Genomic DNA, 25,801 nt, shown 5'->3' on the forward strand with positions numbered 1-25,801 from the left:
GGCTCAACACCCTCCGCGTGCATGTAGTCCCGCTACAGGACAACGTGCAAGCAGGCGATCCAGCACGGCAATGCCGCCCGAGTCCGTTGGGCAGAAGAGACGCAGCTTCCAAGCGATAATTTCCGAGAAGAAGCCATCTGCCTTGAGCCGGTCTTTGGCGGCCTCGGTGAAGCTGGAGAGCTCGATCCGGTTCACGCCCATGACGCGGGACCGGTGGAGTTCCATCCCTTCAGCCAACCGCACCACCGTCTTGCCCTCCAGAACGAGGGCATGGACCTGCGCTGCCGTGAGCTTCGGCGCATCGGCCGCCAGCGTGGTCGCAACCCAGGCGGGCGAGACACGGCGGCCGATGATGCGCTGGCCGTCATCGGTCTGCAGCCGGTAGACGCGGGTCTCATCCTGGGGGAGTTGCTTCCAGATCGGCAGCAAGAGACCCACCACGATATGCAGCGTCGCCTCCGAGAACTCCGGTACTTCTGCAAGTTCCGCAGTCCAGGCGGCGGTGAAGGCCGCGCGGTCGGCTTCCAGCCAGTGGGTGTCCTCCATCATCTTGGCTGGGACGGTGCTCGCCTCCGTTGGCCGGATCAGCCGCAGCCGCGGCTCGATGGTGCCGTCGTCCAACATCAGGCTGGTGGCAGGCACCTGCACTGCAGCGCGACCGGAGCGGCTGTTGACGAGAAGCCGCGCCTTGGGATCGTCCAGCCAGCCGAGCGCATCCGCGAGCGAGGTCGGCGTGTTGCGCCGCTTTTCCGCGATGGTCAGGAGCTGGGTTTCGGCACCGGAGCCGGGATGGGTGTAGATCACGCGCGCATCCGTGACACGGAAGCTTTCGGCACGCAGCGTCTCAAGTCCGAGGTCGTAGATACCGGCCGCGATGGCGCCTTCGATACGCTGATCGAGCAATTCCTCGAAGGCAGAGAACAGCACGGCCTGCATATCGATCGTCAGCGCAAGCAGACGATTGAGGAAAGTGGTGATCGGGGGCAGGTCGTCCTTCAACCCGTTGTCATCGGTCAGGCTCAGACCGGTGGCATCCTCGAAGGCCCCGAGCGAACAGCCCGCCACATCGCCGCGATAGATGCGGCGGTAAAGCTGGCGCAGCGCGTCTCGGGCATAGGGCGACTCGAGGTTGTCTTCGGGTCGGAACAGCCCTTGCCCGCCGGTCTGGCGCTGGCCACGCGTGATGGCTCCCAACGTGTCGAGGCGGCGCGCGATGGTCGAAAGGAACCGCTTTTCTGCCTTCACATCCGTCGCCACCGGCCGAAAGAGCGGCGGCTGCGCCTGATTGGTGCGGTTGGTACGGCCGAGACCTTGGATGGCAGCATCGGCCTTCCAGCCGGGTTCCAAGAGGTAGTGGACCCGCAAGCGCTGGTTCTTGGCGCCAAGGTCGGCGTGATAACTCCGACCCGTGCCTCCGGCATCCGAGAAGATCAGGATGCGCTTCTGGTCATCCATGAAGGCGGCGGTTTCCGCGAGGTTGGCAGACCCCGCCCGGCTTTCGACGACAAGCCGCGCGGCAGGACCCTCGCCTTTGCGCACGATGCGGCGCGAGCGGCCCGTGACCTCGGCCACGAGGTCGGTGCCGAAGCGCTGGACGATCTGGTCGAGCGCCCCCGGCACGGGCGGCAGCGAGGCCAGCTTTTCGATCAGCGCGTCGCGCCTGCGGGCAGCCTCGCGACATTCGACCGGCTGGCCATCCCGCACCACGGGCCGTGACGACAGATTGCCCTCGCTGTCGGTGAAGGGCTCATAGAGCTGCACCGGGAAGGAATGGGCGAGGTAGTCCAGGACATATTCCCGCGGGGTGATGTCGACGCGGATGTCGTTCCACTCCTCGGTCGGGATCTCCGAGAGGCGGCGTTCCATCAGCGCCTCGCCGGTCGAGACGATCTGGACGACGGCCGCATGGCCTGCGGCCAGATCGGCCTCGATGGCGGCGATCTGGGTGGGGGTTTTCATGCTGGTCAGCAGATGGCCGAAGAAGCGCTGCTTCGCGGACTCAAAGGCCGAACGCGCGGCGGACTTGGCCTGGCGGTTCAGCGTGCCGCTGTCGCCCGTGATGTTCGCCGCCTCCATCGCGGCGGCGAGGTTGTTGTGGATGATGGCAAAGGCCCCGGCATACGCATCATAGATGCCGCGCTGCTCAGGCGTCAGCGCGTGTTCCAGCATCTCGTATTCGACGCCATCGTAGGACAGCGACCGGGCCGTGTAGAGGCCCAAGGACCGCAGGTCGCGGGCGAGGACTTCCATCGCGGCGACGCCGCCTGCTTCGATGGCCTCGACGAACTCTGCTCGCGTCGCGAAGGGGAAATCCGCACCACCCCACAGACCGAGCCGCTGCGCATAGGCGAGGTTGTGGACCGTTGTCGCGCCGGTGGCGGAGACATAGACCACGCGGGCATTGGGCAGCTTGTGCTGCAGGCGCAGGCCCGCCCTGCCCTGCTGCGAGGCCTCCGTATCGCCGCGCTCGCCTTTGCTTCCAGCGGCATTTGCCATGGCATGGCTTTCGTCAAACAGGATCACCCCGTCGAAATCCGTCCCCAGCCAGTCGACGATCTGGTCGACCCGGGACTTCTTGGCACCACGTTCTTCCGATCGCAGTGTCGCATAGGTGGTGAACAGAATGCCCTCGGAGAGCGGGATGTCGCGACCTTGCGCAAAGCGCGAGAGCGGCGTCACCAACAGCCGCTCCTGGCCGAGCGCCGACCAGTCGCGCTGCGCGTCCTCGAGGAGCTTGTCGCTCTTTGAAATCCAGAGCGCCTTGCGGCGGCCCTGGCACCAGTTGTCGAGCAGAATCCCGGCCGACTGGCGGCCCTTGCCCGCGCCCGTGCCATCGCCAAGGAAGAAGCCGCGGCGGAAGCGGACAGCGTCCGCGGCATCATCGGACGCAGCCGAGACCATTTCGCCAGCTTCATCGACGGTCCACGATCCGGCGAGATAGGCACCATGCGCCTCGCCAGCGTAGATAACGGTCTCGAGCTGCGCGTCGGAAAGGAGGCTGTCGCGCAGCACGGCTGCAGGGAGTTTCGGGCAGTAGGAGGGTTTCGGGGGCACGACCGAGGCCATTGCCGCCGACTGCACCAGCTTGGTCGGATGCGGGGCCGCGCCAGGGATATCGATCGATTGCAAGCAGAAGGTCTCGTAGATCGCGTCCGACAGGCGCGCAGCGCCGAGATCGTCCGCAGCCTCGCGCAGGGTATAGGCCAGGTCCTCCGCATCCGGCGTGGTGACATGCACATCCATCTTGGCCGCTGCCGTCGAACGCAAGGGTCGAGCGGCAAGGCCGGACGCATGGGGAGGAATTCCCCGGAAAGGGGAAGCGGGCTGCGATTGAGCGACGGCGCCCGCATCCATCTCGAGGCGCGGCGGGACCTCGGCGGCAATCCGGGCAAGAAGGTGCGCCACATCGGGAGACATCGGCCGAGCCAGATCGGCGGTGATGCCGCCCCGCTCGCCGCCCCGGCACTTGTCGAAGACTGAGATCCGGGTCCCAAAGCTGGTGCCGTGCTTGGCGAACGCCGCACCCGACACGGAGCCGGTGAAGACCAGATGCGCCGTCTCGGTCAGGCGGGCGAAGGTTTCCGCCCAGGCAGGTGCGTCCGGCGCGAAACCGGCACCGGTGATTGCGACCAGACGCCCGCCGGGGGCCAGACGCGCAAGGGCCGAGCGCAGATGCCGGGCTGTCGCCTCGGTCGTCCGGCCATCGACATGGGCTACCGCCGAGAACGGCGGGTTCATCAGGATGACGCTCGGGCACAGGCCCGCGTCCAGATGATCGTCGATCTGCGCCGCGTCGAAGGTAGTGACGGGATGCACCGGAAAAAGGTGACGCAGAAGGCCGGCGCGGGTCTCGGTGAGTTCGTTCAGCGCGAGGCTGCCGCCGGCGATCTCGGCGAGGATGGCAAGAAGCCCGGTCCCGGCCGAAGGCTCGAGGACCAGGTCACGCTGCGTGATCTGCGCCGCGGAGAGGGCAGCGATCCCCATGGGCAGCGGCGTCGAGAATTGCTGGAAGCGCTCCATCTCCTCCGAGCGCCGGGTATGCGTCGGCAAGAGGCCGGCAACCTTGGCGACGATCGGCAGCAGCGCGGCAGGCGATCCAGCACGTGCGAGCAGCGCGCGGCCGAACTTCCGCAGGAAGAGGACCAGCGCCACCTCGCCCGCCTCATAGGCGAGCTTCCAGTCCCAGGCGCCGTCGGCATCGGAGCTACCAAAGGCGCGCTCCATTTCGAGGCGCAGACGCAGCGCGTCGATTTGGAAGCCTTGAGCGAGATCGGGCTGAAGTGCTTCGGCAACAGCGAGGATCGCGGGCGCGGGATCACGAGACGGGACAGGAACGGGAGGCGCAAAGGGTGCGAGATAGGTCATCGGGGAACTCCGGAATGAGGGACAGGACCAGCCCCGGACACCCTCTCTCGGGCACCCTCAGGCCTGATCTTCCCCGGCCCCCCTCTTCCTCTCGAGCCGACGCGTCCCGGACGCTTGGCTTGATTTTGTTCCCGTTATGTTCTACATTGAGAGCCAAGCCAGCAAGGGATTTACCCGATGGACAGCACCACATGCGCCTTGCCCGCAACGCCCAAGCAAATCGCCTATGCGCGCTCCCTCGCCCTGCGCAACCAGACCCTCCTGCCATGGGAAGTTCAGCAGGACCGTAGGTCGCTTAGCGCCTGGATCGAGGCACAGGCCCAGCTGAAGCCGGTATCCGAAATGGACCGGCTGTCGACCTCGAAGCAGGTGGCCTTCGCGGAGAAGCTCGCCCGGATCAAACACCGCGCCGTCCCGGACGAATGCTTCCGCGACAAGGGGCTGATGTCGAAGTGGATCGACGGGAACAAGTGATCCCGGCACCGGCTGGCTCCGGCCTTCCGGAGCTTCTGCCATACCGTGGCTTGGCAAACCGAGCGTAGTTGCCAACCTGTAGGTTGGCAGATTAGCCCTTCGGGACATCAGCCTCGGTCAAACTCCCGTCCGAAGTATCGAGACCTGGTCCCGACGGCACGCTGGGAGGTACACCGCTGCGGCCTTCTGCAACCACCACCAGTCGTAGCCGTCTCTCGACCCAGCGTCTTCAGATCTCCCTCCACTTCGGGCTTGTCCCTGAGTTCTTTGAATATGGTGATATTGGAGCGTTCATAACGCTGGAAAAGCATCCTGATCAAAGAAAACTATAGCGGTCTCTTTGGGCAGAGGCGTCGCCGCCCTCAGCGCGTCTATGGGAAGCCCAGAAGACCGGCGGACTCAGTCCATCTTTGGAAGCCATGTGTTTTGCCGGAGTGACCTCTCGTTCGTCCGGCGAAATGCTGCCCGTAACGCTTCCGTCGGTGAGGGCGGAGATTCCAAAACCTCGAAGAATGCCTGATGGTCGCATGGCTTCAAGGTTGTGACGTTCAGGCTGTTGTCGTTTGCCGGTTTCATGTCTTCGGCCCTCCAAGAAGCGCATGCGCCGTGACTCGTCAGCCGACGGCCGTAATCGAGTAGTGCGGTGTCCCGTCCCAAACAAGATCCCAAGACGCACCCGGCCGGACGTTCTGGATGGCGTGGGGCTCGAAGCAGACGAGGCAATTCCCGCCCGGCACAGGAGCCCGGACCGAGGGATAGATCAGGCCACGCGATCCAGCCCGGCGGAGATGTTGGGCCAGGCTTTGGCCCTCGGGATATCCGACAGCCGGGTCCGGATGCAGCGCGGGATGGCCCAGCTCGTCGGTCATGTCGTCGAAGACGCCGATGAAATCCGCAAGCAATTCCACATAGCGGGCGCTGTCATGGAAGCTGCCGGTAAAGCCGAGTTCGCGCGTGCGGTGCCAGGCCACTTCGCTGACGGACACCATCACATCCCATGCGCAATACCATGCGCCGCGCTCCTCGGTGTTGAAGCGGTTTCCCCCGGCGCGGGTGTAGGTGAAGGCGGCGTTGACGTGACTGTCGCCATAGATGCGCAGATCGCGGCTGCGGCGCTGCCAGGCCAGCTCGCGCGGGTCCAGATGCGGGTTGCGGCCACGTTCCGCCAGAAGACGGCCGCTGGTCAGGCCCTCGATCTCCGCCAGAATCTCCATCTCGTCATCGGTATCGACAAGACCGCGCAAAGATGGCGGCTTGTGGTAAGTGGCGGGCAGAAGACGGACGAGACCACGATCGGAAATCTCGGTCTGCTTCATGCCCCACCGCGCAGCGCATCGAGATAGGTCCGAACCGCGAGAATTTGCGGCAAGCCACCGTCGATGGCGGTGTCAATCGGACGGCTGCCCCCGAACAGCGGGCCGGTGTTCGGTCGGGTGAACCAGCTTCGCGCGAGCGGCTCGGAGAAGTAGAGTTCGAGCGACTTGTAAATGCCGATCACCGCACTGAGCCGCAGAAGCTGATCCTTGGTCAGTTCTCCCGCAAAGTCCGGCTTCTTGGCGCGCTTCCATGTGCTCTCCGACATATCGGCAAGGCCTGCCGCTTCCTTGAGGCTGAGACCCCAGGCATCAGCCACGCGCGCGTAGGCCTTCAACGCGACGGCGTTGATCTGTGCAGGTTCCCGGATTTTCTCAGCAGCGTACATGGCGTCCTCCATTGGCCTGAATATAGATCATATGACCTCCTTGTAAAGATCAAATGAACCGCCCGCGCTCTCACCCAAACCTGCGCCCGGCTTCGGTGAAGGTGTACTCGTTGACGATGATCCCCTCCTCTATGGCCTCGTCAGAAGTGAGATGGTCGTATTCCGCCTCAAGCTGGCGGTAGAGCCAGCGGGCAATATCACGCAGCGCGTCGGTCACGATCTCCTCCGCATCCGCGGTTGGCGGCTGCCAGGTCGGACTGTCGCGGGTGACGTCCACCGACATGGTGTATTCGTGGTAGTAGCGTCCGCGATGGCTGACCTCGGCGGCGAGCTTGTAGAAGTTGCGCCGCTGGATGGCCTGCAGCCGATCCGCGATGCCATGGAGCATTGCGTCCGTGGGCGCATAGTCCCGGATGCTCGCGGTAGCACCCTTGGCGTGTGACCAGTAACCTTCGAAGCAGGCGCCGTCGCCCTGGCTCCAGAAGCCGGAGAACCAGATACACGGCTTGGCCCGCGTGCCGCCGCCCATCAGCCGGACGGGAGAGGTCTTTAAGCGGACGCCGAGGATTTCGCAGATGCGTTGGAAATCCTCATAGACCGCGTCCCACCAATCGTCGTGAGGGCTAAGCTCGCGATACCAGCTGCGCGCCTTTTCCTTGGCCACATCCGAGAGTTCGGGGAATTGGTAGACGGTGGTGCAGATGATTTCAGGCATGTGCGTCCTCCCCGTTCAGCGCGGCGGAGAGCCAGTCTTGCGTGCTGGTCCAACCGATGGACTTGCGGGCACCGAGATCGATGACATGCGCGCCACCGCCGAAGGCATCGAGTCGGGGCCGGGAACAGGTCAGGGCGTACTGGAAGCCCCAAAGGCCGGTGAGGTCGAGTTCGTCTGCCAGGCGCAGCACGAAGCGGATGACGGCCTCGACATCGCCGTGGGCGTCATCATGGATCCAGAGGGTTCTGCCCTCGGGCGCGTCCTGGCGCACGAGGTCGAAGCCCGCGACCTCCGGGTCCTCGGCGTCCTGATCAGCTTCGCGCAAGCTCTGGAACAGCGCGAGCGCGCGGGTCGCCTTGTCGGGGGTGCCGACGTCGAGCAGGCACGAGAAATCGGTGAAGTAATCCGCCATGGGGACCTCCTGAAAGGGGAGAGCCCGGCCGAAAGGCCGGGCACTGGATGGAGTGAACGGGTGGTTGGCGCGATCAGGCGGAAGGCACTTCGCCTGCCGCCTGTCGCGCGGCATGCGCGCAGAGCATCTGCCGGTAGAAGCGCTTGCGCGCGGCCCGGAAGCCGCGCACGGCGCGCGTGTCGGGGTGGAGCGCCCGGACCGCAGCACGCAGGACCGCGTAGGGCGTGGCCGTCAAGGGCAGGCCGAGGCGCACATAGGCGGGGTCGGTCATCTCAGCTGACCTCGACTACGGTTGAGGCAAGATGTGGATCGACCGATGCCTCGATCCGCTCGGACCGGCCCATCCAGGGTTCGGGCCGGATTGCCTTGACCCAGTCGGCGAAGCTCGGAATGAACCCCAGATCCTCGCGGACATGCTGCTCGCCCACCCATCGTGTCGGGATCACGCGGCCCGTGGAGAGGGTAATCGTCGGCCCGAAGACGGTCTCGGAGAGCCAGATTCCAGCGGCATGGTGAAACAAGGCCCGGTGGCTAAAGTCGGCGGAATGGGCTTTTGAGGAGTCGATTATGTGGACAGCACGCCCGCGGCGGCGTTTTGCCATATGCTGGACGGTATGACCCCGGAATCTCTTGAGGCGCTGATGTTCAAACTGACAGGTTCCGTTAGCGGCGGCACAATTCTGGTGACAGATTTGGACGGTAATCCAGTCGAGCCGATCTGTCGATTTGCTGCCTACTTGCTGGCGAAAGCATATTCGCCCAACACCGCCCTCGCCTATGCGCGCGACCTCATTCATCTCTGGACCTTTCTCTCAACACAAGGAATTCATTGGACCTCCTTCTCCCCTGAACTCTCAGCCGCCTTCCTGGGGCACCTTCGGTCGGTGCCAGCCAATCGCAAGCGCCGGGACACTTCGATCAGACTTGTGGTGAGTGAGGGGGCGCCCGTTGCAAAAGGACTGTCGGCCGCCACGATCAATCGCGCCCTTGTGGCGGTCGACGCCTTCTATCGTTGGGCGATTTTCACCGGAGCGTTCAGCGTGGCAAACCCGATCGTGAAGAAACAAGATCAAACATCTTGGCGGGTGAGCGACAGGCACAGGCCGTTTCTGACTGGGATTTTACGGCAGAGGTCTGAGGTCAGAGAATTGCGCCTCAAGACCATGCAGCGGCTTCCAAGACCGATGAATCAGCAACAGGTCGAAGGCCTAATGGCCGCCACGCGCAATCTCCGCGATCGCAGCTTGGTATTGCTGATGCTGAACGGAGGCCTTCGCCCCGGAGAAGTCCTCGGCTTACATCTGGCCGATATCGGCTACGGGCGCCGCCGCATCTTCGTGCGCTGCCGCGATGATCATCCAAAGGGCGCACGATCGAAGTCCCGCGTCGAGCGCGTAGTCGATTTGCATGATGGCGAGACACTGGAAACCCTGAACGCATACGTCATGCACGAACGACCAAGTGATGCTGACGTTCCTTTCGTGTTCCTGGTCGGCGGCACAGGCGTAAACCGTCAAGAACCGCTGTCCTATTCTGCGCTGGCGCGACTTTTCGCTCGCGCATGTGAGCGCGCCGAGATCCGTGAGCCGTGGATGACCCCGCACGCCCTTCGCCACACCCATGCGACGCGCATGTGGGAGGCAGGGATGCGAGAACTGACATTACAGAAGCGATTGGGTCATGCCTCGCCGGAATCGACCAGAATTTACACAAGGGTATCCGACGCCGTAGTGGTCGCCGAGTATCGACACGCCTTGGGTCTGGACCGTCCTTCGCAAACAACGGACGGAGAGGCTCTGTGACCCATGTATCGCCAAAATCGGACGTCGACCGCCCTGTCATATTTGAGCACGCAGACGAAGCTGACTATGCGGCATTTCTGGCGCGCATCCCGATGGCTGACAGTTTTCGCCGCAAGCGGCTGATATACCGATCCACGTTTATTGAGAGTTGGCCGGATATCAGGGATTGGTTCGCTGCCCCCCTGCCCATCAGAATTGGCTGCCTAAATGGTGACAAGCAGGCCCACCCGACTTATCCGGTCAGCTTTCGGGCCCGCAGCTATCTTTATTACGCAGCCATGACCGACCGAATCCGGTTGGACTACGATTTCCTGTTCGCAGTCGGGAACATGCGTGTGGCGGAGACGATGGAGCCATTGAACGCCTATGAGGGGCTCGACGCATTGGTCGCGGACAGTGCGAAGATTGGCTATTCCGCAACCGGCGTGCAAGCAGCGCTCCGCGTGGTTTTGCCACGCCTTGCGATGAACACGGGTGTTCGCTCTTTCGGCGAACTTCGCCAGCATCACCTCGACGAAATGATCGCAGGTGTCGACGCCTTCGCCGCACGGCATGACACTCATATCTTCCGAAACGAGAAAGAAGACTTCCCGGCAGGCTTTCAGCGCAGCTGGCGGGTCAAAACCCGCATTCTGCAGCTGCTCCTCTTCCAAAACGGGAATGATGTCATCCGGCCTCAGATTATCCAAGACAAACGCAAGCCGATCGCTTCGCCGAGGCCAGACCTCCAGGAATGGGCAAACCGGTGGCTTGAGAGAAAGCGGGTCAGTCTTGCTCGCCCGACGGTAGATCACATGGCCGTTTCGATGAGGCATTTTGTGACTTACTTGTCTACCCGACAGCCCAGCATTTTGAACTTTGCTGATATCAATCCTGAGCTTTTCAACGATTACCTTCGCCACCTTCAGTTCGACATTGCACCACGCACAGGCGCGCCGCTGTCCATAAACGCTCGTCGAGCAAGGGCGGGCACTGTTGCCAAGTTCCTGTCTGATGGCGCGGCATGGGACTGGCCCAATTTTCCAACACGGCCGATTCTTGATCCGAACGATCTGCCGAAGTTGGCACACCGCGTGCCAAGGTTTATTCCAGAGGACCAGCTGTCGCGCCTTATGGCGCAGCTGCCGAGCCTCGAGTGTGAGTTTCAGAAGGCAGCGCTCCTGATCGCCCGCTGGTCTGGCGCTCGGCGGGGAGAGGTGATTCGGCTCCGCTTGGACTGCCTGGATCAGTATCCCGACGGGACCTTCCGACTGCGGATACCCGCTGGAAAGACTATGCGGGAACGCCTGGTGCCTTTGCATGACGACGCCGCAACGGCATTGCACGAAGTCATCCAGCGACGGCTCGAAGCCAACGACCGTCCGATCCGGGATGACAAGACTGGCGACTTGGTCCGCTATGTCTTCTTTCGCCGCAGCGGGCGGATGTCGGCAGACTATTTGCTACAATACCCCCTGAATCAGATGTGCAGACTCGCCGGGCTGGTCGATCAAGATGGAAAGCCGATAGTTACCAGCCATCGGTTTCGGCACACTGTGGGCACGCAACTTGCCGAACGAGGTGCCAAGTTGCACACGATCATGAGCGTCTTGGGGCATCAGACGCCGCACATGTCCATGGTCTACGCACGGATCAGCGACGCCGAAGTGCTGCGCGACTAACGCAGCGTTCTGGGACCCGGCGAAATGATTGCCGGACCGGGCGCAGAAGCGATCCGCGCAGGAAAGCTGTCATGCGCGGCGATCGACTGGCTTAAGTCGAACTTCATCAAGACCGAGCTCGAACTTGGCCATTGTCTACGCCTGCCGTCGGAGGGACCTTGCGAATGCGACCTGTATCTCAGCTGCGCCAAGTTCGTCACGACCAAAGCTTACGCTGGTCGGCTGCAAGAGCGGAGAAAACTCGAGTTAGTACTTGCTGAAGATGCGCGCGAGCGGGGATGGTCTAAAGAGGTCGAACGACATCAGAGCACAGCTTCGCGCATCGAACGTCTGTTGAAGGATCTGGGTGAAGAAGCCGACCCATAGCAGTGAGCGAACGACAAATAAGCTATGTTGACATCGGATTGCGTCGGCCAAACCGCGCGCTATAGCAAACTCATACCAGATGTCATGATCTTCGCACGGAAGCCCAGACCATCGCTACCCAGAAAGCTGTCCGAAACGTCATCGCGCCGACAGTGCGCGCCTCGAAGGCATCCCCCACAAAAACCCGCCAGCCGAACACGGCAAAGACCGTTGCGGTCGCGATCAGGATGGTCAGCGCCACGGGCAACGCAAGCCGATGCCCGATCATCAGAAGCCGGCCGCCAATGACATAGGCGAAGCCTGCGAGGAAGTTGAACCACAGGACGAAGGGCACGACGGCCCCCATGTCAACCGCGCCGAACAGGGCCGATCCACCCGAGATCAGCGTCAACAACCCAAAGGCGATGGCCGCAGCACCGGCGATGTGATGAGTTTTCATGTCTGCCCCTCCTTGCAGGCAAACAGGACCAATTGCACCTCCAGCAGGCGCATCCCCTCGGGTACGATGTCAAAGCTGCGCGAGCCAAGGCTCCACCTTATGGCGATGCCCTGAACAAGTGATGTCAGCAGCACGGCGGCATCCTTTGGTTGAACGCCCGCCCCCATCATTCCGGCTTCGGCCATGGCCTGTAGGTGTGCCACCAGATGCGCCTGGTACTGCATCAGAACCCCGCGAAACCGGTCGCGCAGGGCGGCATTATCCACATTCAATTCGCGGGAATGCAGGATGGCGGGGAGCGCGGGGGTTTCCGCGATCTGCTGCAACTGGGCGGCGATCAGCGCCCGCAGCCTTGTCATTGGACTTGCATTGCCGTCCATGGCCTGCTGCCAAGCAACTTCCAGCCGGTCCGCGATAGCGTCACCGACGGCCGTCCAGAGTTCCGCCTTTGTTGGGAAATGCCGGAATATCGCGGCTTGGGTGACGCCTACCTCTTGCGCGATGTCATTGGTCGTCAGCCGGTCAGGGCCGATACGGTCGGACAAGTCCAGAACGGCGGCAATGATTTCGGTCTTGCGATCCTCGGCTGATTTGCGACGCAACATGGGACACCTCTTGTAAGTAAGTAATCACTAACATAATCTGCCAAACAAGCAAGCTGATTCGCCAGACCGAAAGGACCGCCATGCCCAGCCCCAAGGGATACACCCGCCTGCAGATCGCCCTTCACTGGGGCGCAGCCCTGCTGATCGTGCAGCAATACCTGTTTAAAGATGCCATTGCAGCCGCGTGGGACGCTGCGGCAAAGGGGGTGGAAACCGCCTTTAATCCGCTGGTTCTGGCCCATGTCGCAGGCGGGGCGCTGGTCATGCTGTTTGCGCTGTGGCGGCTGTCGATCCGGGCGCGGCGCGGCGCGCCTGCCATGGTCGGTGACAGTGCCGCGCAGCGCGCCTTGGCAAAGGCCGCCCATGTCGGCCTTTACGCGCTGATGATCCTGATGCCGCTCAGCGGGTCGATGGCCTGGTTCGGCGGGGTCGATCTGGCGGCACAGGGCCATAACGTGCTGAAGATCGTGCTGCTGGCGCTGGTGGCGCTGCATGTTTTGGGTGCGCTCTATCATCAGTTTGTGCTGAAAGACGGCCTGATCAACCGCATGCGCCGGGCCGAGGGCTGAGCGATGCGCAGAACCTGGATCCTTGGCGCGGTTGCACTGGTTGGGCTGGCGGCGGCGGGCTGGTTTCTGACCGAACGGCCCCTGACTGTGACGGTTGTCGTCGCTGAAACCGGGGTGCCCTTGCGCCTTTACGGTCTAGGTTCCGTCGAGGCCCGGATCCTGTCGCGCGTCGGGTTCGAAGTTGGCGCGGCATTGGTGTCGGTGTCGGCAGATGCAGGGGATGCGGTCAAGGCCGGACAGGAACTGGCCGCCTTGCATCCGGCTGAGCAGATAGCGCGCGTTGCGCGGGCGCAAGCAGCGGTTGCGGCAAATGCCGCCGGTCAGGCCAAGGCCGATGCCGCAGTGGCGCGGGCGCAGGCAGTTCTGGCACAGCGCATTGCCGCGAACGATCGACAGAAGGAACTTGCGCGGCAGGACGTCGCCTCTATCCAGCGAGCCGAGGAGGCACAGCGCGACGAGGATGTGGCGCGGGCCGAACTGGCCTTGGCCGAAGCCGATCTGGCCGTGATCCGCGCGCAGGGCGCAGATGCGGCGGCCGCCTTGCAACTGGAACAAACCTTGCTCGCCCATCACCGGCTGGTCGCACCCTATGATGCGGTTGTCGTGGCTCGCCACGTCGAGCCGGGCACGGTGGTCAAGGCCGGTGATCCAATCTTCACCCTGATTGATCCGGCAACGATTTGGGTTCAGGCCTTTATCGACGAAGAACGCGCCGGCCAACTGGCGCTTGGACAAGAGGGTGTCATCCGCCTGCGGTCACAGCCTGCGGCAGAGTTCCACGGCACCGTCGCCCGGATCGGGCTGGAAAGTGACCGCGTTAACGAAGAGCGCCGCGTCTGGCTGACCTGTTCCGACTGCCCCGAAGCGATGTTCCTTGGCGAACAGGCCGAAGTACGCATCCTGACCGGCATACGCGACAACGCGCTGATGGTGCCCGAGGTGGCGATCACCGGCTTTGACGGCTTTCGCGGCATAGTCTGGCTGGTGCAGGATGGTCGGCTACGCCGCGCCGAGCTGACCTTTGGCGCACGCGACGACCGGGGCCGGGTCGAGGTGACAGGCGGCCTGCCCGAGGGCGCCGCGATTGTCGCCATGCCGCCGAAAGGTGCCGACGAAGGCAGACTGGCCCGGATCGGGGACGCGCCATGAATCTGGCGCTGAAAGACATCCGGCATGGCCTGTTCCGCTTTGTGCTGACCTGTTTCGGGTTGGGCCTGCTGATGACGGTCGTTCTGGCGATGATCGGCATCTACAATGGCCTTGTGGCCGATGCGTTGGCGGTGGTCGAGGCCCCCGCGGCGGACGTCTGGGTGGTCGAGGCGGGCACCAAGGGGCCTTTTGCCGAAGCCTCGTCCATTCCCGCCGACAGCCGCGACACCGTGGCCCGCATGCCCGGCGTGGCCGAAGCCGGGGCCATCAATTACCAGACCATCGAGGCCCCCTTCCTTGACCGCGCCTTGCGGCTTTATATCATCGGCTATGAAACCGGACGTCCGGGTGGCCCGCAGATCATCGCCGAAGGGCGCGGCATCGGCACCAGCCATTTCGAACTGGTGGCCGACCGCAAGACTGGCCTTGTGCTGGGTGATACCATCCGCCTTGGCCGCAACCGCTTTACCGTGGTCGGGCTCGTCGAAGGGGCGATGAACTCGGGCGGCGATCCGGCGGTTTACATGACGCTTGCCGATGCGATGGCGCTGCAAACGGAACTTGCTCCGGCAGATCAACGGGTGCAGGCCGCGCGCGGGGCGGGGGCGGTCAAGTCGGCCTCGGTCGCGGCAGTGATCGTGCGCGTGACGCCCGGCGCGGATGTCGATCTGCTGACCGCAACCTTGCGGCAATGGAAGCATCTGGCTGCCCTAAGCCAGACCGAACAGGAAAACATCCTGCTGGCCTCGGTTGTGGACAAGGCGCGCCGTCAGATCGGGCTGTTTCTGGGAATCCTCCTGGCGGTGTCGGCCGTGGTGATCGCGCTGATCATCTACACCATGACCATGGAAAAGCTGAAGCAGATCGCAACGCTAAAGCTGATCGGCGCCCCAGACCGCACCATCATCGGGCTGATCGTACAGCAATCGCTGATCCTTGGGACCGCAGGTTGGGGCATCGGTCTGGTTCTGATCCTGCTTGTCAAGGATGTCTTTCCGCGCCGCGTGGTGCTGGAACCGTTTAACGTGGCCGTTCTGGCCGGGATCATCGTCGTGGTCTGTCTGGCCGCCAGCGGTCTGGGCGTGCGCGCGGCCCTGAAGGTGGACCCCGCCACCGCGCTGGGAGGCTGAGCCATGGCCATCGGTGATATTCTGGTCGATGTGCAAGCCGTGGCCAAGCACTATGGCGAAGGCGAGACCCGCGTCGATGCCCTCCGCCAAGTTGACCTGCAGGTGCGTGCAGGTGAGGTGATCGCACTCCTGGGGCCGTCAGGGTCTGGCAAGACGACGCTTCTGAACATCATCGGCTGCATCCTTGACCCATCCTCGGGTCGGGTGGTGCTGGATGGTGATCCGGTCTTTGACGGCAAATGGCTGCGCAGCGATCTGCGTCGTCTGCGGCTGGACAAGATTGGCTTCATCTTTCAGGCGCACAACCTGCTGCCCTTCCTGACGGCGGCAGAAAATGTATCCCTCGTCCTCGACCTTGCCGGTTGGGCGCCCGAAAAGGGAAAGGAGCGGGCAAAAGAGCTTCTCGATTATCTCGAGGTCGGCCACCGCGCCCCGGTTAAGCCCGCGCTGTTATCAGGGGGCGAGGCGCAACGCGTGGCTATCGCACGCGCGCTGGCCAACCGCCCGCGGATCATCCTTGCGGACGAGCCGACCGCGGCATTGGACAGCAAACGCGCACAACTGGTCATGGACCTGCTGCGAAAGCTTGCCGCCGAGCAGGAAGCCTGCATCCTGACGGTCACCCATGACGAGAAAATCTTCGACCGCTTCGATCGGCTTATCCATCTGCGCGACGGAAAATTGGCAGATGAGTAGTGCCTAAGGACAGTCAAGCATAAACAGATGAATCGGAGATGCGCGACAATCGCGATAGACCACAGGGACCTCCCCGCCGTCCGCACCGCCAGCGCTTTGATCCGCGCAGTGCGGACGGCGGGGTCCCTCCTATGGACTATCGCTACCCTTGGCGCCAAAAAAATCCTTGCCTGTCCAGGTAACATCTAACCAGGCATGCACGGCGATGAAGTCATCAACCGTGCCGCCCCATTTCTTCACGGAGGACAGGGCGTGGTGATAGCAACTGTCTTTCAGGGGACCGCAGAAGCGTAATCTGTCGCGTCTCGCGCCATCGCGTTGATGATCGTGAGCAGCTTGCGGGCGCATGCGGTAATCGCAAGTTTCGGAGGCTTTCCAGAATCCTGAAGTCTGGCTCGAAACGCCGCCAGCGTCGGATCGAACCGGCTGGCCACAAACCCCGCGAGGTAGAGGGCTCGCCTGATGTCGGCTCTGCCACCCCACACTCGTCTCTTGCCTCTGGATAAACCCGAGTCACATGCCTGCGGCGCAAGTCCAGCAAGCGCAGCAATCTGCTTGGCCTTCAGTCTTCCGAGCTCGGGCAATCGAGCAAGTATCACGGCAACCAGTGCCGGTCCGATACCAGGCGCCGTGCGAAGTCGACGTGCCTGTTCGAGAAGAGACCCGGAAGACGCGATGTGGCGAGCGATCTCCTTCTCAACTGCATCGAGATGATCCTCAAGAATCGCAACAAGACGCTGAATTTCCCGCCGGATCCAACCGTCGCGGCTCGTCCCGAGGCGGTTTCTCTCCGCCTGGATCACAGCGACCAAATCCTCGCGTCGCGCCACCAGGTCAGCCAAGCGCACGCGGTCAGGATCCGGGATGGGGGGAGGGACAAGGTCCAGTGCTTTCCCCATTCGGGCAAGGATCGCCGCATCAACCTTGTCGGTCTTTGCCAGCTTTCCCGTCGCCCTCGCAAACTCGCGCGCCTGTCGCGGGTTGACACGTATGAAACGGGCCTCGGCTTTGATCAGGGCTTCGATCAATGGCCGCTCATAACCACCTGAGGCTTCCAACACGACGACTGCGTCGTTCGCTGTCTTGGCGAACTTTGCAAGCGATTGTTTTGTAGACTTTATCCGCTCATGGCGGCCGTTGGACAGATAACAGACGTCGATCCAGTCCATGGCGACATCGACGCCAATGAATTCGTGAGAGGCCATTCCGGCACCTATCCTTGTTCTGCGGGATCGACACCTTGGGGAGTCCTCCCAGGCAACTGTTCAGGTTGAGCAACGGTCAGCTGGCGAGCCCCATGCTATCACTCGGGCTTGGTTGCCCAGGGATGTGTCGGGGTCTCGCCAGCCACCCTGATTATGCCAGTTTCCCAATAGACAAGGGATGTGCCATCGCCGCCTCCTCAGAAATCGTGGGTGTGGAGTTCGGACAAGGTGTACCGCTCGTTGAACTCGAGGTGGATGCATCGGGCCGCGCCGTCGAAGCAGAACTCGCCCCAAGCGCCGTCGTTGTTCTCCCAACCGCCATGGGTGTCGGAGAGGAAATCGTAGGCCAGCTGCTCGACAACATCCTCCAGTGACAGGTTGCGCATCTCGACCTCGGGGTCGTCCCAGGTCAGCGCGGCATAGGCGATCTCGGTCGCGGGGAAATCGACGGCATTCTCACCGGACCATGCGCCGATGCTTTCGATCTGGCCGCTGTCCCCGGCCCCGTCGAAGGTCACGGTGACATGGGTGATGCCGGCGGCCGTGAGGCCGTCGAAGAGGCGATCCTTGTTGCCGGGGCGCAGCGCTTCGATCCGAGCGGCACGCTCGGCATGGGCCGCGAAGATCTGCGCCATGTCGACGGTCGAGGGCGCCATCGGGGGCGCGAGGGTGGGTTCACTCAGGGTCATCGGGTGTCTCCGGTAAGGGGAAGGGATCGGAGCCGGGCCGGGCGATCTCTCTCCCCCGGACAAGCTCCAAATCCCCCCTGCCCTTCTCTGTCTCTCGGGCCTCACGCAGCGACCTGCAGTAACCTGGCGGCGAAGGCGCGCCAGAGCGGGTCGACGAGCCGCCCATCCAGAAGATCGGCGCGGTGGCGCAGCCGCTGCGCAAGATCGGGTTCACCCCAGGTTGCCGCGCGGCCCGCCTGCGCGCGCAGCTGGCTCGCCTCGGTCACCACGCCCCGCGCTTCTGTGGCGCTCATCACCGGGTGACACCACGCGACGGCGCAGTCGCTGGCGGCCCCGGCCAGCACAAGGCGCTCGTCGCGGTCGAAGATTGCTAGCAGCTGGGGCGCGGTGTTCGTGGCCATCCCCTCGGCATGGTCGATCGCGCCCAGCATGGCATCGGCCAGCGTCGCGAATCGGGCGAGCACTAGGGGCGCGGCCCGGCCCGACATCAGATCGGCCGGCGCGCGGCGCGACAGGGTCAGCGCGAACGGATGACTGAGATCGGAGTTTCCAGACGGACAACCTGGCGGGACACCCCGCGCGCCGGTGGTCGGCAGGATGGGCAAGGGCAAGTCGAGCATGGGGGAAACCTCCGACGGCGCAGGGAGCCTCTCTCCCCGCCCTATCCGTCAAAGACCAAACCGCCGCCCTCTTCCTCGAAGGAGCGACAGAAGCTGCTCAACTTGCCGACGGCAAATCACTCCATCGGACACGCAGGTATCGACCTTGCCGCTTAGGCAAATCCTTTCGGTCAATCATTCGACCTGATACCTGGAAATCCTCGTTGATCTTGACCACGAGCAACTTGTTGAAGTTCCCTGCGGTATCGACCACCACGACATCCTTCGTCTTGAAGGGGGTAATCGTTTTCACTTCGACGTGGTCATTGCCAAGTCTTCCGTCAGCGCCTTGCGCGTAGGTTTTGTTCAGCTTGATGCCATACGTGATGGCGCCGAAAAGTTCACCGACATCGCCGTAGACGGCGAGATGAAGACCCGTCTCCCTGTGATAGCTTTCCGCAAGCGATATCAGATCTTCAAAGTAGGGTATCATTGATCGGATGGCGTTGGGGTATTTTGCTCCCCACTCTTTGTAGCGCAGCTGCTCGTCAATTTCTGACCAAGTAACCCATTCGCCATCATCGTAGAACGCGCGATCAGACCAATCGATATCATCCATACTTTTCGCCCAACTTGAATCACTGCAGGCAAGTAGCAATCCAGTTTGGCAATAAAGTGGCCGGAGGCAACAGAGCCTCCGGCACAGGGTCAGCCGACCCGGTCGAGTAGCTTCTTGGCGCGCCCTTCCATGTCGAGCCGGGCATCCTGCTGGGTCTTGTCGCGCGCAAGCCGCGTGATGCCCTGCACGAAGTCGAAGATGCTCTCGGGCGGGCGGCCCTCTTCCATCAGCACCTTCTCGATGATCTTGCCCGACTCCGCCTTCGAGAAGCCGCGCTTGCGCAGGAAGTCATCCCGGTCCTCATCCGTGCGCGCCACGATCTGCTGCCGCGCGGCCTTGATTCCGTTCACGAAACCCTGCGGCGAGGAATTGCCGAAGCGCGTCAGCGCCGGGGCCGCCTCATGTGCGAAGCGCGACGCGGCGTATTTCGAGTGGCGGATCTTGATCTCCTGGAAATCCTCGACGCCCCAGAGGTTGCGGTTCTGGCACACCGCCCGAAGGTAGAAGCTCGCCATGCCGAGCGTCTTGGCGCCCACCTCGGAGTTCCAGCAATAGAAGCCCCGGAAGTAGAGATCAGGGGAACCGTCCGGCAACCGGCCCGCCTCGATCGGGTTGTGATCGTCGACGAGAAACAGGAAGACGTCGCGGTCCGAGGCATAGAGCGTGGTCGTGTCGCGGCTGATTTCGACATCGGGGTTGTAGACCCCGGTCGACCAGTCGAGCACCCCCGGCACCTTCCAGCGCGTGTCGCCGGTGCCATTGCCCGCGATCCGTTGCACCGCCTCGACCAGTTCATGGTCATGGATGCGGCCGTAGTCCGGCCCGGTCACAGCGCGCAATTCAGTGCGGCCATCCTCGGTCTCGAAAGTCTTCACCTGCTCGGCGCGGTGGTTGGTCAGGCCATACTGCAGGTTGATCCCCGCCAGCGGCGCGGGCAACTGCCGCAGGTAGGAGGCCGGAGCGCCGACGATGCTGGCAAGCTGGCCGAACGCCCAATGCGTGGGCGCAACAGGTTCATGCGCTTTCGGCAGCATCAGATGCAACCGCTCGGGGTTATCGCGCGCGGCCTCGACCCGGATATCCGCCGTCTGCACCACTCGGCTGCGGCTGCGGTCGGACCGACCTTTCACATTGGCCCAGAGATCGTCGAGCGACAGATACCGCTCATCATCGGGCCGGTTGAACCATTCGGACGACACTCGCCCGTTCCGCTCACCCCGGCTCACATCCACTTTCCAGCCACCCGCCCGCGCCGGTGCGACTGGATCCAGAACTTCTACAACGCCCATCGGCTATCTCCCGCGACGGGCGCCAGGAGCCACTCTCCCAGCCCTCAACCCGTCGCCGGGAAATCGACACTCCTCTTACTCTGGCTGATGTGAAGGGCGGGAAGCGGACCTTCGCCGCGCTTGGGTCGAACGTCGCGGAAGGGCCGTCTCTGCTGGGCAGACCCCACTCGCTTGGGGGGCAGCAAGCTGTGCCGCCGCAACTCTGCTTCGAGCCCTTTCGAGCCCTTCGTGTCGGTTTTGGGCTTCATGTTGCATGACGGGCATCCAAGTGGGTGCCTGCCAATGTCCGCGGCGCTTAGCGCGCACGGCAGGCTTGGGGGGGGGTGACACGAATTGGATGCTTACTCAGCGCTCTGGCCGGTCAGCCAACGCGAGAACGTGCTCATCGCTGATGTGGCGGGCCGGTCGGACGGCCAGGCGAGATAGTAACGTCCGACAGAAACTGTGACGCCGAAAGGCTGTGCCAAGCGGCCCTGCGCGATGTAGCTCTCGAACATGGAGATCGGCAGCAGGGCGACGCCGGCGCCTGAGGTTGCCAGCTCTGCCAAAGCCACCGAGCTGTCAAAGACCGGCCCGGTGACAGGCGGGCAAGGCACGCCTGCGGCCTCAAACCAGCCCGGCCATTCGGCGCTTCGGTAGCTGCGCAGAAGCGTTACTTGCCCGAGGTCCGAGGGATGCAGCAGCCGTGACGCGAGGCCCGGCGCGCAGAGCGGCGCCATCGGCGCCTCTGCCAGTGGGATCGCATCGTGTCCTGTCCAGCCTCCAGTGCCGAAACGGATCGCCATGTCGAGCCCCTCGCGCAGGATCTCCACCCGGTTGTTGTTGGTCGAGATCCTCAGGTCGATCTGGGGATGGGCCTGTCGGAACGCCTCGAGCCGCGGCATCAGCCAGCACATCGCGAAGGTCGTGTTGACGCCAACCTTTAGCACCTCGATGTCGCGCCGCCCGCCGAGACGGTCGAGCACCCGCGACATCGCGTCGAACCCATGCTCAAGCACGGGAAAGAGCAGGCGTCCCTCGTCGGTCGGGATCAGCCCCTGGGAGGTCCTCAGGAACAGCGCTGTGCCCAGCAGGTCCTCGAGCCGCGCGACCTGGTGGCTGACGGCAGCCTGGGTGACGCGCAGCTCGATCGCGGCCTTGGTAAAGCTGCCCTGGCGCATGGCGACCTCGAATACGCGCAGGGCATTGAGCGGCAGGTCGGGGCGATCCATGGCAGTACCTCAGCTAATGGCAGGCCATAAGATTTGTCGTTTGATGGCTGCGATCAAGCCGAAATATACAGTCCGCATGACATCATGTGATGTCGCATCCCAGGCGCCACTGGCGCAGATCCTGAAAGGAATGGTCCCATGCGGTTCACCGCTACCGTCCTGTCGCGTGTCGCGACAGGGCTCGCTCTCGGCCTGTCCATGGCCACGGCCTCCCTCGCCGAAACGCCTGTCGAGGCGCTCTCCGAAACCGTCGCCCGGATCGAGGAACAGCTCGGCGCCCGCGTCGGCCTCTCGCTCATGGAGACCGGCACGGGTTGGTCCTGGTCTCACCGCGAGGACGAGCTTTTCCTCATGAACAGCACGGTCAAGGTGCCGGTCTGCGGCGCCATCCTCGCGCGTTGGGACGCGGGCAGGCTGTCGCTCTCCGATGCGCTGCCGGTGCGCAAGGCCGACCTCGTGCCCTACGCGCCCGTCACGGAGACGCGGGTCGGCGGCAACATGACCCTCGACGAGCTCTGCCTCGCGGCGATCGACATGAGCGACAATGTGGCGGCGAACATCCTGATCGGGCATCTCGGGGGGCCGGAGGCGGTGACGCAGTTCTTCCGCAGCGTCGGCGACCCGACGAGCCGTCTCGACCGCATCGAGCCCAAGCTGAACGACTTCGCTTCTGGAGACGAGCGGGACACCACGAGCCCGGCCGCCATGTCCGAGACGCTGCGAGCGCTGCTGCTGGGCGACGTGCTGTCTCCGGAGGCCCGCGGGAAGCTGGCGGAGTGGATGCGCCACGGCGGCGTGACCGGCGCATTGCTGCGCGCCGAGGCCGAGGACGCCTGGCTGATCCTCGACAAGTCGGGCAGCGGAAGCCACACGCGCAACCTCGTCGCGGTGATCCAGCCTGAAGGCGGAGCGCCCTGGATCGCGACCATGTTCATCTCGGATACGGACGCGGAGTTCGAGGTTCGCAACGAGGCGCTCAAAGATCTGGGTAGGGCGGTGGTCGCGGTTGTTCGCGAATAGCCTATCCCAGGCGCGGCTTCCGCTCTGAGAAAGGATGTACTTTGGGCTGCGGAGCAGTGAGACATCATGCCATTGCGCAGCCGATGGTGCCGGTGGGGTGCCCTGCAATACCTGGTCGACTGGAGCCGCTCTAGCACCGTCCCTAAAGTCCCGCACCGCGGACCTCGGGATCTTGGATCTTGCTGCGCAGTGGCATGAAGGTCCGGTATGGGGAAGCTGCGCTGCAGCAACGGTGATCTTGGCCAAGGTCCGCAATGGGCCGAAAACGACTGAACCCGGCGGGTTTCCCCGCCGGGCCCGAGGGGGAGACCCCGTTCCTCAGAACGGGATCTCGTCGTCGCGGTCGACCAGCTCGGGGTTTTCGTTCTCGGCCGACTTCGGACGGCTCAGGAAGTCGACCTTCTCGGCGATGATCTCGCAGCCGTAGCGGTCGGTGCCGGTTGCGTCGGTCCACTTGGTGTAGTGGATGCGGCCGTGGACGAGGACCTTCATGCCCTTTTCGCAGTGCTCTGCGACGGTCTTGCCGAGACCGTTGAAGCAGGTGATGCGGTGCCATTCGGTGTCCATGACCCGGTAGCCGTTCTCGTCGCGCATCACGCGACCTTCCGAGAGGCGCGGCCGCGAAGTGGCCAGGGTGAAGTTGGTGATCTTCGTGCCGCCTTGGGTCGAGCGCACTTCGGGCTTCTGACCGATGTTGCCGGCGAGGATAACGATGTTCTGCATGGTAAGCTCCTGTGTTTTTTGTCCCTGGGACCGTCCCTTCGACAAGACCCGGAAAAGCCTGTCGGCTGAGGCGTGCACGGGAGACGGAACGGCGACCGGAAACCCCCAGAGGTCCGGGGAGGAGCGGGCAGCCCCAAAGGGGCAACACGGCCCGGACTGACGCGGGGTTGCGCGCCAGAGGCCGAACAGGCTTAGGGGATTATCAGTCGAAGGGATGGCACCGGGGATAGGGGCGACTTGGGGCTCTCGCAGAACTCGGCCTTCCTGGCCAAGGCAACGGGGTTGAAGCATTTACGAAAGCGCCAACCCTGCGGCTCAAGGCAACCTCATCCCCCTGCCCTATCGCGGTGACCTCTGTGGGAGTTGCGATGTTGCGATCTGACGGCTATCCCGGATGCATCATTCAGGACACGAGGACCCAATGGCAGATTTCAATCTCGAGGCGATGTCGCTGAAGGAGCTGCGGCAATTGCAGAAGGACCTCGCCAAGGCGATTTCAACCTACGAAGACCGGCACAAGGCAGAAGCCCGCGCCAAGCTGGAGGCAATCGCCAAGGAGATGGGCTACTCCCTCGCCGAACTGATCGGTATTGAGGTGAAAGCCACCCGTGCGCCGGCCCTCGCGAAGTATAGGCACCCTGAGAACGCGGCCCTCACCTGGTCGGGCCGGGGCCGGAAACCGCAGTGGTTCGCAGACCACATCAACGCCGGCAAGGACCCGAGCGCTCTGGCGGTCTGACGGAGTTGGGTGACCCCGCCCGGGCGAAGCATGGCCCAAGTTAAGGAAACCGGTTTTTGCTGACACGACTGTTCGATCATGTTAGAAAAACGACGATTTCTTAACACGACGCGGAGCACATGTTAAAGCCGACCTACGCCATTCCCGCCCTGCCACCCCCGGCCGAGATCGAAACTGTTCCTGTGCTGAAGGCGCTCGCTCGAGCCAGCCGCGCGTTAGCAGACCTGAAGGGTCAGGCGAAGACCATTCCGAACCAAGGCATTCTGATCGACACACTGGCGCTTCAGGAAGCCAAGGCCTCGTCGGAGGTCGAAAACATTGTCACAACGCAGGACGAGCTGTTCCAAGCGGATGTTTTCCCTGACGATCCGCAGTCTCCTGCTGCCAAAGAGGTAGCACTCTATCGCGATGCGTTGCGACTTGGATACGCGCGCTTGGGCCAAACCGGCGGCCTCATCCCGAACTCGGCGCTCATCGACATGTTCCGCTTGCTGAAGGGCCGCAGCGATGGGTTTCGCGCGACACCGGGAACCGCGCTGAAAAACGAGCAAACAGGGGAGATCGTCTTCGTTCCACCCCAGGACGCGCACGAGATTGTCAGCCACATGACAGCGCTCGAACGGTTCATCAACGACGATGACCTCTGCGCACTCGACCCGTTGATCAAGATGGCCTTGATCCATCATCAGTTCGAAAGCATCCACCCGTTTCCGGACAGGAACGGACGGATCGGGCGCATCCTGAATGTGCTTTATCTGACCAGAACGGGGTTGCTCGACATCCCGGTGCTCTACCTGTCGCGATTCATCACCCGCAACAAGGCGAACTACTACAGACACTTGCAGGCGGTGCGCGACACTGGGGATTGGGAAACTTGGGTCATCTACATGCTGGAGGCTGTCGCAGAAACTTCTGCCACGACAGTCGAGATCGTCACCGGCATTCGACAGCAAATGGCGGACGTGAAACACAGGCTTCGGGATGAATTGCCGAAGATCTATAGCCAGGAACTCCTGAACAACCTGTTCCGCCACCCATACACAAGGATCGAATACCTGCAGAACGATCTGGGTGTCAGTCGGCAGACGGCCGCTAAGTATCTCGACACCTTGGCTGAGCGGGGCTTTGTCGAAAAGCACCGCTCTGGAAAGAACAACTACTTCATCAACGTCGCGCTCGTGAAACTCTTCCTCGACGTGTCGGGCGGGCCGTAAGTTCCGACGCGGTGCCTAAGGCTCCTTTAGACGGTTGTGCCGATAAGCGCGTCGGCTCAACTTTCTGGTCGGCCGCAACGGCTAAGGGACGAAAGGCCCGGATCGGAGCCCCTGCCCCGACGCCGAGCCCTCGGCAAAAACCGTGGGCATCATGCCCACGGATCAACCTCAGCGACGACCTGGACCTCGTCTCCGTCGATTTCATCGGCGGGGACGGCGCCGAAGGTTCCATCCCCTGCCTGGAAGACGACGATCGAAACCATGAGCGTGGCGGCGAGGGAGGCGGCGAAGGCGTGTGCATCTTTGCGGGACATCTGTTTGGCTCCTGTCTGGGAGGCGGGGGACCATCCCCCGCGCGACAGGACCCCGCAGGCCCGAAGACTGGCTGACATCACCGGGTGCGTTCGG

27 protein-coding genes and 2 pseudogenes are annotated in these 25,801 nt (G+C 63.1%); 11 read left to right on the forward strand and 18 right to left on the reverse strand.

Translation table 11 applies throughout. The features are described 5' to 3' along the window. Positions 1–3 precede the first annotated feature (3 nt). Positions 4–4,365, reverse strand: a complete 4,362-nt coding sequence (locus tag FBT96_RS02925; RefSeq protein WP_136904887.1) for a strawberry notch family protein — start codon at positions 4,363–4,365, stop codon at positions 4–6. 177 nt (positions 4,366–4,542) lie between these two features. On the opposite strand from FBT96_RS02925, the gene FBT96_RS02930 reads away from it, so the two are divergent. After that, complete coding sequence (locus tag FBT96_RS02930) at positions 4,543–4,839, forward strand: hypothetical protein (RefSeq protein ID WP_136904888.1); 297 nt, start codon at positions 4,543–4,545, stop codon at positions 4,837–4,839. Positions 4,840–5,453: 614 nt separating this feature from the next. Here FBT96_RS02930 and FBT96_RS02940 read toward each other — a convergent pair. The 6 genes and pseudogenes from FBT96_RS02940 to FBT96_RS02965 all read right to left on the reverse strand — a co-directional run. After that, entirely contained in the window at positions 5,454–6,155 is a 702-nt protein-coding gene (locus tag FBT96_RS02940; protein WP_136904889.1) for an RES family NAD+ phosphorylase, read from the reverse strand. Then, positions 6,152–6,553: an MbcA/ParS/Xre antitoxin family protein gene (locus FBT96_RS02945; protein WP_136904890.1), complete on the reverse strand. Its 402-nt coding sequence runs from the start codon at positions 6,551–6,553 to the stop codon at positions 6,152–6,154. Before FBT96_RS02945 ends, FBT96_RS02940 begins: the two co-directional genes overlap by 4 nt. 58 nt (positions 6,554–6,611) lie before the next feature. Beyond that, entirely contained in the window at positions 6,612–7,256 is a 645-nt protein-coding gene (locus tag FBT96_RS02950; protein WP_136904891.1) for an antitoxin of toxin-antitoxin stability system, read from the reverse strand. After that, on the reverse strand, positions 7,249–7,668 hold the full coding sequence (locus FBT96_RS02955) for a hypothetical protein (protein WP_136904892.1): 420 nt from the start codon (positions 7,666–7,668) through the stop codon (positions 7,249–7,251). Before FBT96_RS02955 ends, FBT96_RS02950 begins: the two co-directional genes overlap by 8 nt. Before the next feature lie 73 nt (positions 7,669–7,741). After that, complete coding sequence (locus FBT96_RS02960) at positions 7,742–7,939, reverse strand: hypothetical protein (protein WP_136904893.1); 198 nt, start codon at positions 7,937–7,939, stop codon at positions 7,742–7,744. A 1-nt stretch (position 7,940) separates the two neighbouring features. Then, positions 7,941–8,246 (reverse strand): annotated as a pseudogene (locus tag FBT96_RS02965) (DUF6915 family protein); the annotation flags it as partial. Between FBT96_RS02965 and FBT96_RS02970 the strand changes: the two are divergent. The 3 genes from FBT96_RS02970 to FBT96_RS02980 are packed head-to-tail and all read left to right on the forward strand — an operon-like array spanning position 8,238 to position 11,497. Beyond that, on the forward strand, positions 8,238–9,470 hold the full coding sequence (locus tag FBT96_RS02970) for a tyrosine-type recombinase/integrase (protein WP_249306231.1): 1,233 nt from the start codon (positions 8,238–8,240) through the stop codon (positions 9,468–9,470). The pseudogene FBT96_RS02965 and the gene FBT96_RS02970 sit on opposite strands and share 9 nt — an antisense overlap. After that, the gene (locus FBT96_RS02975) at positions 9,467–11,131 is read left to right on the forward strand and encodes a tyrosine-type recombinase/integrase (protein ID WP_136904894.1); all 1,665 of its coding nucleotides are present in this window, start codon (positions 9,467–9,469) and stop codon (positions 11,129–11,131) included. Before FBT96_RS02970 ends, FBT96_RS02975 begins: the two co-directional genes overlap by 4 nt. Before the next feature lie 24 nt (positions 11,132–11,155). Continuing rightward, complete coding sequence (locus FBT96_RS02980; protein WP_136904895.1) at positions 11,156–11,497, forward strand: hypothetical protein; 342 nt, start codon at positions 11,156–11,158, stop codon at positions 11,495–11,497. A gap of 82 nt (positions 11,498–11,579) precedes the next feature. On the opposite strand, the gene FBT96_RS02985 is transcribed toward FBT96_RS02980, so the two are convergent. After that, positions 11,580–11,936 (reverse strand): hypothetical protein, encoded by a 357-nt coding sequence (locus FBT96_RS02985; protein ID WP_136904896.1) that lies wholly within the window; start codon positions 11,934–11,936, stop codon positions 11,580–11,582. Continuing rightward, positions 11,933–12,541, reverse strand: a complete 609-nt coding sequence (locus FBT96_RS02990; protein ID WP_136904897.1) for a TetR/AcrR family transcriptional regulator — start codon at positions 12,539–12,541, stop codon at positions 11,933–11,935. The genes FBT96_RS02985 and FBT96_RS02990 overlap by 4 nt, the downstream gene beginning before the upstream one ends. A gap of 80 nt (positions 12,542–12,621) precedes the next feature. Here FBT96_RS02990 and FBT96_RS02995 point away from each other — a divergent pair, with 80 nt between their 5' ends. The 4 genes from FBT96_RS02995 (at position 12,622) to FBT96_RS03010 (ending at position 16,085) form a co-directional block, all read left to right on the forward strand. Continuing rightward, positions 12,622–13,110: a cytochrome b gene (locus tag FBT96_RS02995; protein WP_028030778.1), complete on the forward strand. Its 489-nt coding sequence runs from the start codon at positions 12,622–12,624 to the stop codon at positions 13,108–13,110. Between the two features lie 87 nt (positions 13,111–13,197). Further along, on the forward strand, positions 13,198–14,259 hold the full coding sequence (locus tag FBT96_RS03000; protein ID WP_249306234.1) for an efflux RND transporter periplasmic adaptor subunit: 1,062 nt from the start codon (positions 13,198–13,200) through the stop codon (positions 14,257–14,259). After that, positions 14,256–15,389 (forward strand): ABC transporter permease, encoded by a 1,134-nt coding sequence (locus FBT96_RS03005; RefSeq protein WP_028030780.1) that lies wholly within the window; start codon positions 14,256–14,258, stop codon positions 15,387–15,389. Before FBT96_RS03000 ends, FBT96_RS03005 begins: the two co-directional genes overlap by 4 nt. 3 nt (positions 15,390–15,392) lie before the next feature. After that, positions 15,393–16,085: an ABC transporter ATP-binding protein gene (locus FBT96_RS03010; protein ID WP_028030781.1), complete on the forward strand. Its 693-nt coding sequence runs from the start codon at positions 15,393–15,395 to the stop codon at positions 16,083–16,085. 183 nt (positions 16,086–16,268) lie between these two features. Here the strand turns inward: FBT96_RS03010 and FBT96_RS21560 are convergent. The 7 genes and pseudogenes from FBT96_RS21560 to FBT96_RS03045 form a co-directional block, all read right to left on the reverse strand. Beyond that, positions 16,269–16,361: pseudogene (locus FBT96_RS21560) on the reverse strand (DUF6915 family protein); the annotation flags it as partial. Continuing rightward, positions 16,358–17,290: an IS110 family RNA-guided transposase gene (locus FBT96_RS03020; RefSeq protein ID WP_136904899.1), complete on the reverse strand. Its 933-nt coding sequence runs from the start codon at positions 17,288–17,290 to the stop codon at positions 16,358–16,360. The gene FBT96_RS03020 and the pseudogene FBT96_RS21560, both read right to left, overlap by 4 nt. 197 nt (positions 17,291–17,487) lie before the next feature. Then, on the reverse strand, positions 17,488–17,979 hold the full coding sequence (locus tag FBT96_RS03025) for a DUF6878 family protein (RefSeq protein WP_028030782.1): 492 nt from the start codon (positions 17,977–17,979) through the stop codon (positions 17,488–17,490). A 101-nt stretch (positions 17,980–18,080) separates the two neighbouring features. Then, a complete protein-coding gene (locus FBT96_RS03030; RefSeq protein ID WP_028030783.1) occupies positions 18,081–18,599 on the reverse strand; it encodes a hypothetical protein in 519 nt (172 codons plus the stop codon). 97 nt (positions 18,600–18,696) lie between these two features. Continuing rightward, entirely contained in the window at positions 18,697–19,197 is a 501-nt protein-coding gene (locus FBT96_RS03035; RefSeq protein WP_028030784.1) for a hypothetical protein, read from the reverse strand. 89 nt (positions 19,198–19,286) lie between these two features. Beyond that, entirely contained in the window at positions 19,287–20,486 is a 1,200-nt protein-coding gene (locus FBT96_RS03040; protein WP_089258505.1) for a DUF932 domain-containing protein, read from the reverse strand. Between the two features lie 341 nt (positions 20,487–20,827). Further along, positions 20,828–21,697 (reverse strand): LysR family transcriptional regulator, encoded by an 870-nt coding sequence (locus FBT96_RS03045; RefSeq protein WP_035026280.1) that lies wholly within the window; start codon positions 21,695–21,697, stop codon positions 20,828–20,830. Positions 21,698–21,835: 138 nt separating this feature from the next. On the opposite strand from FBT96_RS03045, the gene blaRCP reads away from it, so the two are divergent. Continuing rightward, the gene (blaRCP, locus tag FBT96_RS03050) at positions 21,836–22,717 is read left to right on the forward strand and encodes an RCP family class A beta-lactamase (protein ID WP_028030786.1); all 882 of its coding nucleotides are present in this window, start codon (positions 21,836–21,838) and stop codon (positions 22,715–22,717) included. A gap of 318 nt (positions 22,718–23,035) precedes the next feature. Here the strand turns inward: blaRCP and FBT96_RS03055 are convergent, their stop codons facing one another. Further along, positions 23,036–23,440 (reverse strand): single-stranded DNA-binding protein, encoded by a 405-nt coding sequence (locus FBT96_RS03055; RefSeq protein ID WP_136904900.1) that lies wholly within the window; start codon positions 23,438–23,440, stop codon positions 23,036–23,038. A 421-nt stretch (positions 23,441–23,861) separates the two neighbouring features. On the opposite strand from FBT96_RS03055, the gene FBT96_RS03060 reads away from it, so the two are divergent. Continuing rightward, positions 23,862–24,179 carry an H-NS histone family protein gene (locus FBT96_RS03060; RefSeq protein ID WP_136904901.1) on the forward strand — a complete coding sequence of 106 codons (318 nt, stop codon included), beginning with the start codon at positions 23,862–23,864 and terminating at the stop codon, positions 24,177–24,179. Positions 24,180–24,298: 119 nt separating this feature from the next. After that, positions 24,299–25,393: a Fic family protein gene (locus FBT96_RS03065; RefSeq protein WP_136904902.1), complete on the forward strand. Its 1,095-nt coding sequence runs from the start codon at positions 24,299–24,301 to the stop codon at positions 25,391–25,393. A gap of 149 nt (positions 25,394–25,542) precedes the next feature. Here the strand turns inward: FBT96_RS03065 and FBT96_RS20535 are convergent, their stop codons facing one another. Beyond that, positions 25,543–25,707: a hypothetical protein gene (locus tag FBT96_RS20535; protein ID WP_018001789.1), complete on the reverse strand. Its 165-nt coding sequence runs from the start codon at positions 25,705–25,707 to the stop codon at positions 25,543–25,545. Between the last annotated feature and the right edge of the window lie 94 nt (positions 25,708–25,801).

The organism is Rhodobacter capsulatus, from assembly GCF_005144475.1.
GTDB classification, from domain to species: domain Bacteria; phylum Pseudomonadota; class Alphaproteobacteria; order Rhodobacterales; family Rhodobacteraceae; genus Rhodobacter; species Rhodobacter capsulatus_C.

Bases quoted from the DNA above. Each gene is read 5' to 3' on its own strand.
- FBT96_RS02925 (WP_136904887.1), bottom strand. From the start codon at position 4,365: ATGACCTATCTCGCACCCTTTGCGCCTCCCGTTCCTGTCCCGTCTCGT.
- FBT96_RS02930 (WP_136904888.1), top strand. From the start codon at position 4,543: ATGGACAGCACCACATGCGCCTTGCCCGCAACGCCCAAGCAAATCGCC.
- FBT96_RS02940 (WP_136904889.1), bottom strand. From the start codon at position 6,155: ATGAAGCAGACCGAGATTTCCGATCGTGGTCTCGTCCGTCTTCTGCCC.
- FBT96_RS02945 (WP_136904890.1), bottom strand. From the start codon at position 6,553: ATGGAGGACGCCATGTACGCTGCTGAGAAAATCCGGGAACCTGCACAG.
- FBT96_RS02950 (WP_136904891.1), bottom strand. From the start codon at position 7,256: ATGCCTGAAATCATCTGCACCACCGTCTACCAATTCCCCGAACTCTCG.
- FBT96_RS02955 (WP_136904892.1), bottom strand. From the start codon at position 7,668: ATGGCGGATTACTTCACCGATTTCTCGTGCCTGCTCGACGTCGGCACC.
- FBT96_RS02960 (WP_136904893.1), bottom strand. From the start codon at position 7,939: ATGACCGACCCCGCCTATGTGCGCCTCGGCCTGCCCTTGACGGCCACG.
- FBT96_RS02980 (WP_136904895.1), top strand. From the start codon at position 11,156: ATGATTGCCGGACCGGGCGCAGAAGCGATCCGCGCAGGAAAGCTGTCA.
- FBT96_RS02985 (WP_136904896.1), bottom strand. From the start codon at position 11,936: ATGAAAACTCATCACATCGCCGGTGCTGCGGCCATCGCCTTTGGGTTG.
- FBT96_RS02990 (WP_136904897.1), bottom strand. From the start codon at position 12,541: ATGTTGCGTCGCAAATCAGCCGAGGATCGCAAGACCGAAATCATTGCC.
- FBT96_RS02995 (WP_028030778.1), top strand. From the start codon at position 12,622: ATGCCCAGCCCCAAGGGATACACCCGCCTGCAGATCGCCCTTCACTGG.
- FBT96_RS03005 (WP_028030780.1), top strand. From the start codon at position 14,256: ATGAATCTGGCGCTGAAAGACATCCGGCATGGCCTGTTCCGCTTTGTG.
- FBT96_RS03010 (WP_028030781.1), top strand. From the start codon at position 15,393: ATGGCCATCGGTGATATTCTGGTCGATGTGCAAGCCGTGGCCAAGCAC.
- FBT96_RS03020 (WP_136904899.1), bottom strand. From the start codon at position 17,290: ATGGCCTCTCACGAATTCATTGGCGTCGATGTCGCCATGGACTGGATC.
- FBT96_RS03025 (WP_028030782.1), bottom strand. From the start codon at position 17,979: ATGACCCTGAGTGAACCCACCCTCGCGCCCCCGATGGCGCCCTCGACC.
- FBT96_RS03030 (WP_028030783.1), bottom strand. From the start codon at position 18,599: ATGCTCGACTTGCCCTTGCCCATCCTGCCGACCACCGGCGCGCGGGGT.
- FBT96_RS03035 (WP_028030784.1), bottom strand. From the start codon at position 19,197: ATGGATGATATCGATTGGTCTGATCGCGCGTTCTACGATGATGGCGAA.
- FBT96_RS03040 (WP_089258505.1), bottom strand. From the start codon at position 20,486: ATGGGCGTTGTAGAAGTTCTGGATCCAGTCGCACCGGCGCGGGCGGGT.
- FBT96_RS03045 (WP_035026280.1), bottom strand. From the start codon at position 21,697: ATGGATCGCCCCGACCTGCCGCTCAATGCCCTGCGCGTATTCGAGGTC.
- blaRCP (WP_028030786.1), top strand. From the start codon at position 21,836: ATGCGGTTCACCGCTACCGTCCTGTCGCGTGTCGCGACAGGGCTCGCT.
- FBT96_RS03055 (WP_136904900.1), bottom strand. From the start codon at position 23,440: ATGCAGAACATCGTTATCCTCGCCGGCAACATCGGTCAGAAGCCCGAA.
- FBT96_RS03060 (WP_136904901.1), top strand. From the start codon at position 23,862: ATGGCAGATTTCAATCTCGAGGCGATGTCGCTGAAGGAGCTGCGGCAA.
- FBT96_RS03065 (WP_136904902.1), top strand. From the start codon at position 24,299: ATGTTAAAGCCGACCTACGCCATTCCCGCCCTGCCACCCCCGGCCGAG.
- FBT96_RS20535 (WP_018001789.1), bottom strand. From the start codon at position 25,707: ATGTCCCGCAAAGATGCACACGCCTTCGCCGCCTCCCTCGCCGCCACG.